The following is a 13,293-nucleotide window of genomic DNA, read 5'->3' on the forward strand; positions in this document are numbered from 1 at the left end:
GGCGGATATGTCGAGCAGGGCAATTCGCAAAGTGGTGGTAATTAAGGGCGGCCCCTCTGCAGAGAGGGAAGTTTCGCTGTCCTCTGGGCGTGATTGCGCCACCGCATTGCGTGAAACGGGCTATGAAGTGACAGAACTGGACGCGGGTCCGGATTTGGCTGCACGCCTGTCGGAAATCCAGCCAGATGTTGTGTTCAACGCGCTCCATGGTCGCTGGGGCGAAGATGGCTGCGTGCAAGGCCTGCTGGAGTGGATGCGCATTCCCTATACGCATTCGGGCGTTTTGGCGTCTTCGACCGCGATGGACAAAGAACGCACCAAACAAATTTTCCGCGAGGCCGCTTTGCCGGTCTGCTACAGCGTGCTGGCCTCCAAGGAAGATGTGATGGCCGCACATGTCATGCCGCCCCCATATGTCGTGAAGCCTTTCAACGAGGGGTCCTCGGTTGGGGTCTATCTGGTAAACGAAGCCGCAAATGGCCCGCCGGTATTGGCGGACGATATGCCCGATGTGGTGATGGTAGAGGCCTTCGCCCCCGGACGAGAGCTGACCACCACTGTCGTTGGGGATCGTGCATTATGTGTGACCGACATCCTGACGGATGGGTGGTATGATTATGATGCGAAATACGTCGATGGCGGCTCGCGCCATGTCGTCCCCGCAGAAATCCCCGCCGAAATCACCGAGCTGTGCAAAGACTACGCCCTGCGGGCCCATAAGGCATTGGGCTGCCGCGGCGTGACGCGAACAGATTTTCGCTGGGATGAAAGCAAGGGTGTGGACGGGTTGATCCTGCTGGAAACCAACACCCAGCCGGGTATGACGCCGACGTCCCTGACGCCCGAACAGGCGCAGCATGAAGGCATGACAATGGCGGAGCTGTGCCAATGGATGGTGGAGGACGCGTCATGCGACCGATAAACCCGTTCAAACAAACGCAGCCCGCAAATGATCCGGCTCCAAGCCGCTGGGCCTACCGGATGGAGCGCCTTTGGCTGACCCCGTCCTTTCGCCGCATTGTGCGCGTGGGAATGCCGACGTTTCTGGTGGCGGCCTCATTGGGGTTGTATTTCTCCAATGAGAAACGCCAAGTGGCGATTGCTGAAAAATATGCGGAAATTCGACGCTCCGTGGAGGAGCGCCCAGAGTTTATGGTCAAGCTCTTGGCCATCGACGGGGCATCGGCGGGGCTGAATAGCGCCATTCGCGAAGTGATGCCGGTGGATTTGCCGTTGTCGAGCTTTGATCTTGATCTGGAGGCCATGCGCAAGCAGGTCGAAAGCCTTGATGCGGTGAAACGTGTGGACGTGCGGGTGCGCGCGGGCGGCCTGTTGCAAATTAATGTGGAAGAGCGGGTGCCTGCGGTTGTCTGGCGTGGCCCCGACGGCTTGGAGCTGCTGGACGTTGGCGGCCACCGTGTCTCGGCGCTGCAAAGCCGCGCTGCACGCCCCGACTTGCCCTTGATCGCAGGCGAAGGCGCAAATGTCGCCGTGCCCGAAGCGTTGGCCCTGTTGGAACGCACAACCCCGATCCGCGACCGCGTTCTGGGCATTGTGCGCATATCAGAGCGCCGCTGGGACGTCGTCTTGAACCGCTCGCAACGCATTATGTTGCCGCCGCTTCAGCCCGATCTGGCGCTGGACCGCGTCTTGGCGCTGAACGAGGCGCAAGACCTGCTCAAGCGTGACGTGACCCATATCGACATTCGCAATCCCGACAGACCCACACTTCGTATGACCTCTGACGCGCTGGACAGCATGCGTGAAATGCAGGGCATCAAAGTGAACAGCAACCAATAACGAGAGACAAACGTCCCATGACCGATCTGTACCAATCTCAACGCGCCATGAGAAACAAACGCCAAGCTGCCATGCAGCGGGGGGTTATTGCGGTGTTGGATGTGGGGTCGTCCAAAATTGCCTGCTTGGTGTTGCGCTTCGATGGGCCGGAAAGCTTCCGCGACAGCGACGGGATCGGGTCAATGGCGGGGCAGTCGTCTTTTCGGGTGATCGGGGCCGCAACGACGCGGTCGCGCGGGGTGCGCTTTGGCGAAATCGACGCAATGCACGAGACAGAACGGGCCATTCGCACCGCAGTGCAGGCGGCGCAAAAAATGGCAGGCGTTCGGGTGGATCACGTGATTGCGTGTTTTGCGGGGGCGAAGCCGCGGTCTTATGGTTTGGCGGGCAGTGTTGATCTGCATGACGGCGCGGTGACAGATAACTGCGTGGCGCGGGTTTTGTCGTCTTGCGATGTGCCAGACTACGGTGAGAACCGCGAAATCCTGCACGCACAGCCGGTGAACTTTGCGGTGGACCACCGCTCGGGTCTGGGGGATCCGCGTGGGCAGGCGGGCAACTCCTTGTCGGTTGATATGCATATGCTGTCGGTGGATCGCGCGCCCATCGAGAACCTTCTTTACTGTATTAAACGTTGCGATCTGGAACTCGCGGGCATCGCGTCCTCCAGCTATGCGGCGGGGATTTCGTCGCTGGTGGAGGACGAGCAAGAGCTGGGGGCGGCCTGTATCGATCTGGGTGGCGGCTCCACCGGCATTTCGATCTTTATCAAGAAACACATGATCTATGCAGACACCGTGCGCATGGGCGGGGATCACGTCACGTCGGATATTTCCCAAGGCCTGCAAGTGCCTATGCCCACCGCCGAGCGGATCAAAACCTTCTACGGCGGGGTGCAGGCCACGGGTATGGATGACCGCGATATGATCGACCTCAGCTCGGACACTGGCGATTGGGAACATGATCGCCGCACGGTCAGCCGCGCCGAGGTGATCGGCGTGATGCGCCCGCGTATGGAAGAAATTCTGGAAGAGGTCCGTGTGCGTCTGGACGCCGCTGGCTTTGAGCATTTGCCAAGCCAGCGCATTGTGTTGACCGGCGGGGCGTCGCAACTGCCGGGCCTCGATGGTTTGGCGACACGTATTCTGGGCCAGCAAGTGCGCCTTGGTCGCCCGCTGCGTGTGCAAGGCTTGCCGCAGTCGGTCACAGGGCCGGGCTTTGCCTCGGCCGTGGGCACCTGCTTGTTCGCAGCACATCCCCAAGACGAATGGTGGGATTTCGATATTCCGGTGGAAGGCTATCCGGCCCGTTCGCTGAAGCGTGCGGTGAAATGGTTCAAAGACAACTGGTAGGACGATAGCAATGGCACGAGGCGCAGGCGGATCAGACGGTGGCACAGGCAGTTTCCTGCTTGGCTTTGTGATGATGTGCGCGGGGGGCTATATGCTGCTCAACGGGATCATCGTGCGGCCGCAGTTCGGCATGGGCATGGTGGCGTTCCGCTTGGGCGGGTTGCCGGTGACGTCTGGAATGATCTTGGTGCCGTTTATCTTTGGTGTGGGCATGATTTTCTACAACTCGAAGAACTACATCGGTTGGGGTTTGGCGGCGGCGTCGCTCATCGGTTTGGTCTTTGGGGTGATCGCCAATATCAACCTGCAACTGGTCCGCATGAGTGCCTTTGACCTGCTGGTGATCCTGATCTTGCTGGTCGGCGGCATCGGGCTATTCTTGCGGTCGCTGAAAGAGAAGAAAGACGTCACAAAGGACGCGTGACTCCCCCCGATTTCTGGGGTAGAATCTACATGTTGTCCGTAAGAGGCAAAACAGGCCGAGCAGTGGCCCCCAAATCAAAGAGATGATTCCGTGTGAATTGCAGCGCGCGGTCGATGTTCTTGCTTTGTCTTGTGCCTGAAGGCACAGCTTCCGCCATATATCCACAATTAAGCGAAATATCGCCGAATTAACCCTGATAATTCCCATATTTTGTGGCATAAATGCCTTTTTCGCGTGACGTCAGCCCATTGTATCGATAGGATTTACCGAAACGAGGCTTAAACATAAGGGTCAAGACGGCCCATTTTCGTGAAAAGTACACACACCTTATTCTACAGCGGGCGGACCCACTTATGACACTTAATCTTCGGATGCCGGAACAAGCAGATCTCAAACCACGTATCACCGTCTTCGGTGTCGGCGGGGCAGGCGGCAACGCCGTCAACAACATGATCGAGAAAGAGCTTGATGGCGTCGAGTTCGTGGTTGCCAACACTGATGCGCAAGCACTTCAGCAGGGCAAAGCCCCAGCGAAGATTCAGATGGGTGTCAAAGTGACCGAAGGTCTGGGTGCCGGTGCGCGCGCAACCGTTGGTGCAGCAGCCGCTGAAGAAAGCATCGAGGAAATCGTCGACCACCTCGCTGGCGCGCACATGTGCTTCATCACGGCCGGTATGGGCGGTGGTACTGGGACCGGTGCCGCACCGATCATCGCACAAGCTGCCCGCGAGCTTGGCGTTTTGACTGTGGGTGTTGTCACCAAGCCGTTCCAATTCGAGGGCGGCAAGCGCATGAAGCAAGCCGAAGACGGCGTTGAACAGCTGCAAAAGGTTGTCGACACGCTGATCATCATCCCGAACCAAAACCTGTTCCGCCTTGCCAATGAGAAAACGACCTTCACCGAAGCCTTCTCCATGGCGGATGACGTGTTGTATCAAGGTGTTAAAGGCGTCACCGACCTGATGGTGCGTCCTGGCCTGATCAACCTCGACTTTGCGGACGTTCGCGCCGTGATGGATGAGATGGGCAAAGCCATGATGGGCACAGGCGAGGCCGAAGGCGAAGATCGCGCGATCCAAGCTGCGGAAAAAGCCATCGCCAACCCGCTGCTGGATGAAATTTCCCTGCGCGGTGCCAAAGGCGTTCTGATCAACATCACCGGTGCGCATGACCTGACCCTGTTCGAGCTGGACGAAGCGGCCAACCGTATCCGTGAAGAAGTGGACCCAGAGGCGAACATCATCGTGGGCTCGACCTTGGATACCTCCATGGAAGGCAAGATGCGTGTCTCCGTCGTGGCCACTGGCATCGAAGCAACCGAAGAATTGCTGGCAACTCCGGTAACACGCCGGTCCTTGGCCGCACCATTGACCTTGGAGCGCGCCGAGCCAACGCCGCAACCAATGCCTGAAACAGCGCAAGCCCCAGCGGCTGCTCCTGCAGCACCGACACCAGCCTATGAGCAACCCGCCGTGGCAGAGCCTTCCTTGTTTCAAGCGGCCCAGCCAGCGGTAGCCGAAGACGAGTTGCCAGAGCCCGTATACACCCCTGCGCCAGCACCGGCCTATCAACCTGCCGCTGCTGCAGAACCTGCGCAGCCTGTGTTCCAATCGCGTCAGCCTACAGCTGGCACACCAACACCAGAAGCCATGCAGCGTTTGCGTGCAGCCGTTGGCCGCAACCCTGGTCGCGAGCAAACAGCGCATCAATACGAAGAAGAAGTTGTTGAACCGCAGACCGAAAAGCAGCGTTTCGGGATTAACTCCTTGATTGGTCGCATGACCGGATCTGCAGAAGGGGAGGCTCCAGCCGCTCCTCAGCAGCCGCGCGTGGCTCCTCCAGCGGCGCCGCAACCACAGGCGAAAGCCGACCCAGAGCAAGAGAAGATCGAAATTCCGGCCTTCCTGCGCCGTCAGGCAAACTAAAACATACGCAATATTGCGACGTTTCAAGGCCGGGCTCTGCTCGGCCTTGTTCGTTTTTAGGTAATGTTTTCAAAGGGCTTACCCTATTGTGACAGAATGTGACGGGAATGTTGCAAACAGTCATAAAGAGTGAGTTGTGACATCGCCCTTCACCCCATAATTTAGCGCAAACGAAATGGTCCCATGGGGCCAGTGACGCGTAGTGAAACAAACGAAGCCATATCGGCTTTATCGGGGGTCTTGGGTGCAAGCCACTTTGACACAGACAATCAGCTTTGAGGGCGTCGGCCTGCACTCCGGCGCGCCGGTTCGCATGGACGTGCACCCTGCCGCTGCTTGCTTTGGCATCTGGTTCAAACGCACCGACGTCACCGACGCGGACAATATGATCCGCGCAATCTACACCGCCGTTGGTGCCAAACCGCTGTGCAGCGAAGTTACCAATGCTGCGGGTGTCGGGGTTTCCACGGTTGAACACATCATGGCCGCCCTTGCAGGCTGCGGTATCCACAACGCCTTGATCGAGGTGAATGGCCCCGAAGTGCCGATTATGGACGGCTGCTCTGCTGATTTTGTCCGCGCCATTGTTGAAACAGGTGCGCGCAAGCAGGCCGCACGGCTTCACGCCATTGAGGTGCTGTCTCCGGTTATCGTCGAAGAGAATGGCGCCATGGCCATGCTGACCCCTGCGGGTGGTTTGGAAATTGATTTTCACATCGACTTCTCTGATGCCGCAATCGGGCGCCAGCATATGGCCTTGGACATGCGCAACGGAACATTTGTTCGTGAGCTGTCCGACAGCCGGACCTTCTGCCGCAAGGCGGATATCGACACAATGCACGCCAATGGACTGGCCCTTGGCGGCACTTATGAAAATGCGGTTGTCATTGATGGTGATGACGTGCTCAGCCCAGGTGGCTTGCGCCACAAGGATGAGGCCGTTCGCCATAAGATGTTGGATGCGTTGGGAGATTTGGCTTTGGCGGGGGCTCCGATCTTGGGGCGCTACACAGGGGTCAAGGCCGGTCACGCGATGACAAACAAGCTTCTGCGCAAGATGTTTGCCAACCCGTCCTCTTATCGCTTTGTGCCTTGCACCCCTGAACAAGCGGCGCGTTTGCCGGGTGTTGGCGTGCGTAAGGCCGATTTGGCGCTCGTCGCTTAATCCATCATAAAGGCGTTTTGCCCTGCAAAGAGATGTGCTAGACCATCGCAAAGAGGCCGTGAACCGGACACCGGGGCGGTCAAACAAAGAGGTTAGCGGTCAATGACAGGGCGCAACAGGTATATCATACGAACAGTCACGGCGTTTGCGCTGGTGGCCAGCCTATCCGCTTGTGGAAAGCGCGATGGTGACGGATTCCTTGCGAATTTCTGGGGCTCGAAGGCAGAGGCCCCGCTGGAGACATTCGGTCCCGAAGAAATTTACAAACGCGCTGAGTTCGAGTTGGAGCAAAGCGACGTTGATGAGGCCGTTCGCCTGTTTGGCGAGGTAGAGCGCCTGTATCCCTATTCCGAATGGGCCAAGCGTGCGTTGATCATGCAGGCTTTTTCCTATCACGCAGATCGCGACTATGAAAATTCCCGCGCCACGGCGCAGCGGTTCCTTGATTTCTACCCCGCCGATGATGACGCGCCCTATGCGCAGTATCTTCTTGCGATCAGCTATTATGATCAAATCGACCAAGTGGGGCGGGACCAAGGCCTGACATTCCAAGCCCTGCAAGCCCTGCGCACGGTGATCGAACGCTACCCAGACAGCGAATACGCCAAGTCTTCGGTGCTGAAGTTCGACCTTGCGTTTGACCATCTTGCGTCAAAGGAAATGGAAATCGGCCGCTACTACCTCAAGCGGGGGCATTATCCCGCTGCGATCAACCGCTTTCGGGTGGTGGTTGAGGAGTTCCAAACAACCTCTCACACCGCAGAGGCATTGCACCGTTTGGTCGAATCCTACCTGTCTTTGGGCCTGACGGACGAGGCGCAAACGGCGGGTGCAATTTTGGGCCACAACTTCCAATCCACTGGCTTCTATCAAGACAGCTACAACCTTCTTCAAGGGCGCGGGCTGGAACCGGAGGCCGCAGGCAAAGGCTGGTTGCAGGACATCTACCGTCAGGTAATCCGGGGCCGGTGGCTGTAGCATACGGCGGGGCAAGCCCCGCTCCTTCGCAGGTGACCTAGATGCTGCGCTCGCTTGATATTCGCGACATGTTGATCATTGACCGGCTGGAACTGGAGTTTCAGGCCGGTCTCAATGTTTTGACCGGTGAAACCGGTGCCGGTAAATCCATCTTGCTCGACTCTCTGGGGTTCGTTTTGGGATGGCGCGGGCGGGCCGAGCTGGTGCGCTCCGGCGCTGAGAAAGGCGAGGTCACGGCGCAGTTCGACCTCCCCTCGGGCCATCCGGCATGGGCGGTGTTGGAAGAGGCGGGCTTCGATCACGACGGAGAGCTGATTTTACGCCGCACCAATTACCCCGACGGGCGTAAACAGGCCTATATCAACGACCGCCGGACCTCTGGCGAGTTGCTGCGCGCGCTGTCGGAAACTTTGGTCGAATTGCACGGCCAACATGACGACCGCGGCATCCTAAACCCCAAAGCCCACCGCGAAATGCTGGATAGTTTCGCTGGGGTGGACCTATCCAAGCTGGCCAAACGTTGGCAGGCGCTGACGGCAGCGAAACGGGCGTTAAAGCGAGCCGAGAAAGCCTTGGATGAAATCCGCGCAGAGGAGGAGTTTCTGCGCCACGCGGTGTCGGAATTGGACGCCATCGATCCACAACCTGGCCAAGAGGCAGAGCTGGACGTGAAGCGCCGCCAGATGCAGGCAGGGGAACGCATTCGGGATGATATTTCCAAGGCTCTTCAGGCGCTTGGCCTGAACGGAGCGGAGGGCATGACCAATGATGCCGCGCGGTGGCTGGATGGTGTCTCGGATCAGGCCGAGGGCCAGCTGGATGCGCCTTTGGCGGCGTTGGAGCGGGTGCTGCATGAGTTGAACGATGCTCACCAAGGGGTGGAAGCGGTGTTGGATCATCTGCAGTTCGACCCGTTGGAGCTGGAGCAGGTGGAAGAGCAGCTTTTCGCCCTACGCGGCTTGGCCCGTAAGCATGATGTTCTGGCGGACGATCTGGCGACCTTTGCGCAGGGGTTGCGCATCCGACTGGCCGCATTGGACGGCGGCGAAGATGAATTGGCGGACCTGCAAAATTCCCTGACCGAAGCTTCGGCAAAATACCAAGAAGAAGCCGACCGGATCACCAAACAACGCCAAGCAGCCGCAATCAAACTGGACGCGGCCATGGGGGCTGAACTTGCTCCGTTGAAAATGGAACGCGCGGTGTTCAAAACCGATGTAACGCCGGAGCCATCTGGGCCCGACGGCCAAGACGACGTCTCTTTCACCGTGGCCACAAATCCGGGTGCGCCCTCTGGCCCATTGAACAAAATTGCATCGGGCGGAGAGCTGTCGCGCTTTTTGCTGGCGCTGAAAGTCTGCCTGTCGGGCACGACCGAAGGCGTCACGATGATCTTCGACGAAATCGATCGTGGGGTCGGCGGCGCAACTGCGGATGCCGTCGGGCGCAGGCTGAAGTCACTGGCCGAGGGGGCGCAGGTGTTGGTGGTGACGCATTCGCCGCAAGTCGCGGCCTTGGGCGGGCATCACTGGCGGGTTGAAAAACAGGTGCGCGACGAGCAGACATTCTCGACGGTGATCCCATTGGACGAACCCGCCCGCATCACCGAGATCGCCCGCATGGTGTCAGGTGACACGATCACAGATGCCGCAAAAGACGCCGCGCGGTCGCTGTTGAAAGTCTAGTCCCCTAGACCCCATCCGGCCTTTGTCCTATGACGATAGGACGTAACGCTAGGCACTGGGGACTTATGGCCGAGCAACCTTCACCGAACGATCCTGAGCGCGGCTTTCTGCGCGCTCAATGTGACGACGCGCTGTGCGCCATGAACAATGGCATTCACCTCATTCGCAAGAAAGGCCCGTCGCAACTTCAGTTTTGGTTCATCGCGCTGCTGATTGGGATTGCGGCCGGTTTGGCGGCTTTGGTGTTTCGCAAAGGCATCGCGGCCATCCAAGGTGTGCTTTATGACGCGAAAGACGTGCGGGCGCTGCAGGAATTCGCCACCGACCTAGAGTGGTACTGGATTGTGTTAATCCCCATCTCTGGCGGGTTGCTAACCGGCTGGATTTTGCACCGCTTTACCGATGATGGACGGGTGCGCTCGGTCGCGGATGTGATCGAGGGGTCGGCGCTGCACAATGGTCGGGTCGAAAAACGCGCAGGGCTGGCTTCGGCGGCGGCTTCGGTCATTACGCTGGGCACCGGTGGCTCGTCAGGTCGTGAGGGGCCTGTGGTGCATTTGGCGGCTGTGATTTCCAGCTGGGTTTGCGGGCTTATCAAAGCCGATGGCATCACGGGACGCGACCTGTTGGGCTGCGCGGTGGCGGCGGCTGTTTCGGCATCGTTTAACGCACCAATAGCGGGGGCGCTATTCGCCCTGGAGGTCGTGCTGCGTCACTTTGCGGTGCATGCTTTCGCCCCGATTGTGATCGCCTCGGTGGCGGGGACGGTGATAAACCGTTTGGCCTTTGGCGATGTCACCGAATTCGTGCTGCCGTTGAACACCACGCTTGATTTCTATGTGGAGCTACCGGCCTTCATTCTGTTGGGCCTGACCAGCGGGCTGATTGCGGTGGCCTTGATGCGCGCGATCTTTTGGGCGGATGACGTGGGAAACCATGTTCAGAAGGTGACCGGAATGCCGCGCTGGCTGCGTCCTGCCTGTGCTGGGGCGATGCTCGGAATTCTGGCGGTTTGGTTTCCGCATATTATCGGGGTGGGCTATGGCACGACATCGGCGGCCCTGACCGGAGAGCTGATTTTCCATGAGGCGGTTATCTTTGCCGTTTTAAAGGTCGCGGCTGTGGCCATCACCATGGCGGGGCGCATGGGCGGCGGGGTGTTTTCCCCTGCGCTGATGGTGGGGGCGCTCACGGGGCTGGCCTTTGGGGGAATCGCGACCAGCGTGTTCCCCAATGTGTCAGGGTCGGAAACCCTCTATGCTTTGGCGGGGATGGGGGCGGTTGCGGCGGCGGTCTTGGGGGCGCCGATCTCAACCACGCTGATTGTGTTCGAGCTGACGGGGGATTGGCAAACGGGCCTTGCGGTGATGGTGGCGGTGTCGCTGTCAACGGCGCTGGCCAGCGGGCTGGTGGACCGCTCGTTCTTCTTGACGCTGTTGGAGCGTCGTAACGTGCATCTGGCGGCGGGCCCGCAGGCCTATCTGTTGTCGATGTTTCGGGTGCAAAACGTGATGCGCGATAGTGATCATTCCGATCCGGCCTCGGATGATGACATCTGGAAGCTGCTGGAGCAGGGGGTCTTCATAGACCCCAATGCCACGCTGGAAGATGCCATGCCGCTGTTTGAGAGCCGCAACTATGCCTTTATACCTGTCGCGACGATGGGCGCGGAGGGGGAAGCCCCCACCATTCTGGGGGCGTTGTTTCAGGTGGATGCGCTAAAGCAGTATAATCGCGCCTTGGCTGCGACCGCCGCAGAAGAGCATTCCTGACTATACAGCCTCGACGGTGACTTTGTCGGTGTAGAACGCCAGATGGCCCGCAATGGCCTCCAAGCCGTCCAGTGGGGCTTCATAGGACCATGCCGCGTCCTTGATCGGCCCGCTTTTGGCTTGCAACGTGTAGTAGCTGGCGTCCCCTTTATGGGGGCAATGGCTGCTGGTGTCGGTCTTGTCAAAGAACGCCATGGCCAGATCCGCGCGCGGAACATAGAGCACCGGTGCCAAATCACCTTCCTGCAGTTCAACCACATTGCTGCTTTCACCAAGGACAGCTCCCGCGGCACGGATGGAGTATTTGCCGGTTGCATTGCGCAATTTTATGTTACTGGCCATGGTAAAAGCCCCTCTTCTAGCTGTCATTTATGCTGAAGGCGGAACATTACATTTTCATGAAGCTTTGGGAAGCGATGTCTTAGAGTGGTTTTGTCGCAGCCATCAGCCAGTCACGCGAGGCACCTTGCACCTTCAGTGTCGCGGCAATTTTGGCGTGGTAGTCGTCGATCCACTGACGCTCTGACGGGGCCAACATATCGGTGGCAATCAATCGGCGGTCAAAGGGCACCCATGTGAGCGTCTCGAAGCTGAGCTGGTCGCGGTTGTCCCCCAGTTTCGGGGCCTCTTGCACGACAATCAGGTTTTCGATGCGGATGCCAAACGCCCCTTCACGGTAGTAGCCTGGTTCGTCCGACAATATCATGCCCGGCTCAAGCGGGACCTGCGAGATGCGGCTGATGCGGGCGGGGCCCTCGTGAACGCATAGGTAGGAGCCCACGCCGTGGCCGGTGCCATGGTCATAGTCCAACCCGTGACGCCAAAGGGGGGCGCGCGCCAGCGCATCTAAGTCGCGCCCCGCCACACCGCGCGGGAAGCGTGCCGCTGCCAGTGCAATCATGCCTTGCAACACAAGGGTGTAGCACTCTTGTTGTTCGCGGGTGGGGGTGCCCATCACCACGGTGCGGGTGATATCCGTGGTGCCATCGACATATTGCCCGCCACTGTCGACAAGCAGCAATTCGCCGTCTTGCACGGCGCGGTTGGAGGTTTGGGTGCAGCGGTAATGTACGATCGCCCCGTTCGGGCCAGCCCCCGCGATGGTGTCAAAGCTGATGTCGCGCAGGGCGTTTGTCTCCGAGCGAAACCCTTCCAAGGCAGTGACGACGTCGATCTCTGTTAGTCCGGCCTTTTGGGTCTCCAGCCAAGCGAGGAAATGCACCATGGCATGGGCGTCGCGCATATGTGCGGCCCGCGCCCCTTTGATTTCGGTGGGGTTTTTGCAGGCCTTGGGCAGGATGCAGGGGTCGTCGGCAAAGACCACCTCGGCGGTGATGGTTTGCGACACGATCGCGGGTGCGGTGGCTTTGTCGACTTGGAGCGTGCCAGTGAGGGTCGACAGGTGCTCAAGGAACATATCGGGCGCAAAGACCCGAACATCCGCGCCCAAATGCCCGCCCAACTCCGAGAGCTTTTCCGAGGCCACGAAGAGATCAACACTGGCGTCGGCATGCAAGACCGCAAAGCAGTGAGGCACGGGGTTGCGTTGAATGTCAGTGCCGCGAATGTTGAGCAGCCACGCAATGCTATCGGGTAATGTCAGCACCGCCGCGTCATGTTGGGCGGCCTTCAAGGCCACTGCCAATCGCTGGCGTTTGGCGGCATGGGTCTCACCGGCAAGCTCGATCGGGTGCTCGATGATTTTGCCCATCGGGGGGGCAGGGCGATCGTGCCAAATGCGGTCAACCAAGTTGGCAGATGGAACAAGCGTTACTCCCGCTGTCTCAAGTGCGTCCACCTCCGCACGGGTGTGCAGCCAAGGGTCATAGGCCATGCGGTGCGAGGCTGGCAGATGCTCCTTCAACCACGGGCCTGCCTTGGTTTCGGGCCAGTCTACGGGGGTGAAGTTTTCCAGATCAACCTGCGCTTTCACCTGCACACGGTAGCGCCCGTCGACAAACACGCCAGCCAGATCCGTCAGGACGGCGCAAAACCCCGCCGATCCGGTAAAGCCGGTCAGCCAAGACAGCCGGTCATCGCAGGCGGCGACATATTCCCCCTGATGCGCGTCGGCGCGTGGGACGATAAAGCCGTCAAACCCTTCGGCTGCAAGCTCGCGGCGCAGAGCCTTCAGGCGCGGTGGCCCTTGTTCGGGGGAGGTTGCGTCGTCGAAGGTCTGAAACATAAGTCAG

Annotated in this window: 11 protein-coding genes; 9 read left to right on the top strand and 2 right to left on the bottom strand. The window is 59.3% G+C overall.

All coding sequences use genetic code 11. The annotated features are described in order from the left end of the window. The first annotated feature begins 7 nt into the window (after positions 1-7). The 9 genes from Q0746_RS14515 (at position 8) to Q0746_RS14555 (ending at position 11,101) form a co-directional block, all read left to right on the top strand. Positions 8-922 carry a D-alanine--D-alanine ligase gene (locus tag Q0746_RS14515; protein WP_298261527.1) on the top strand — a complete coding sequence of 305 codons (915 nt, stop codon included), beginning with the start codon at positions 8-10 and terminating at the stop codon, positions 920-922. After that, on the top strand, positions 910-1,800 hold the full coding sequence (locus tag Q0746_RS14520; RefSeq protein ID WP_298261529.1) for a cell division protein FtsQ/DivIB: 891 nt from the start codon (positions 910-912) through the stop codon (positions 1,798-1,800). The genes Q0746_RS14515 and Q0746_RS14520 overlap by 13 nt, the downstream gene beginning before the upstream one ends. A gap of 17 nt (positions 1,801-1,817) precedes the next feature. Continuing rightward, positions 1,818-3,152: a cell division protein FtsA gene (gene ftsA / locus Q0746_RS14525; protein WP_298261531.1), complete on the top strand. Its 1,335-nt coding sequence runs from the start codon at positions 1,818-1,820 to the stop codon at positions 3,150-3,152. Positions 3,153-3,162: 10 nt separating this feature from the next. Next, positions 3,163-3,576, top strand: coding sequence for a hypothetical protein (locus Q0746_RS14530; RefSeq protein ID WP_298261533.1), 414 nt, complete (start codon positions 3,163-3,165; stop codon positions 3,574-3,576). 353 nt (positions 3,577-3,929) lie between these two features. Next, a complete protein-coding gene (gene ftsZ, locus Q0746_RS14535) occupies positions 3,930-5,501 on the top strand; it encodes a cell division protein FtsZ (protein ID WP_298261535.1) in 1,572 nt (523 codons plus the stop codon). Positions 5,502-5,745: 244 nt separating this feature from the next. Then, positions 5,746-6,666, top strand: coding sequence for a UDP-3-O-acyl-N-acetylglucosamine deacetylase (gene lpxC / locus Q0746_RS14540; RefSeq protein ID WP_298261538.1), 921 nt, complete (start codon positions 5,746-5,748; stop codon positions 6,664-6,666). Positions 6,667-6,768: 102 nt separating this feature from the next. Next, positions 6,769-7,644: an outer membrane protein assembly factor BamD gene (locus tag Q0746_RS14545; protein WP_298261540.1), complete on the top strand. Its 876-nt coding sequence runs from the start codon at positions 6,769-6,771 to the stop codon at positions 7,642-7,644. A 41-nt stretch (positions 7,645-7,685) separates the two neighbouring features. Next, a complete protein-coding gene (recN, locus tag Q0746_RS14550; RefSeq protein WP_298261542.1) occupies positions 7,686-9,329 on the top strand; it encodes a DNA repair protein RecN in 1,644 nt (547 codons plus the stop codon). A 140-nt stretch (positions 9,330-9,469) separates the two neighbouring features. Beyond that, complete coding sequence (locus Q0746_RS14555) at positions 9,470-11,101, top strand: chloride channel protein (protein ID WP_298262145.1); 1,632 nt, start codon at positions 9,470-9,472, stop codon at positions 11,099-11,101. On the opposite strand, the gene Q0746_RS14560 is transcribed toward Q0746_RS14555, so the two are convergent. After that, positions 11,102-11,443, bottom strand: a complete 342-nt coding sequence (locus Q0746_RS14560) for a DUF427 domain-containing protein (RefSeq protein WP_298261544.1) — start codon at positions 11,441-11,443, stop codon at positions 11,102-11,104. It lies immediately after the preceding gene. 79 nt (positions 11,444-11,522) lie between these two features. Continuing rightward, positions 11,523-13,286 carry an aminopeptidase P family protein gene (locus tag Q0746_RS14565; protein ID WP_298261546.1) on the bottom strand — a complete coding sequence of 588 codons (1,764 nt, stop codon included), beginning with the start codon at positions 13,284-13,286 and terminating at the stop codon, positions 11,523-11,525. Positions 13,287-13,293: the final 7 nt, after the last annotated feature.

Source organism: uncultured Litoreibacter sp., from assembly GCF_947487515.1.
Taxonomy (GTDB): domain Bacteria; phylum Pseudomonadota; class Alphaproteobacteria; order Rhodobacterales; family Rhodobacteraceae; genus Litoreibacter.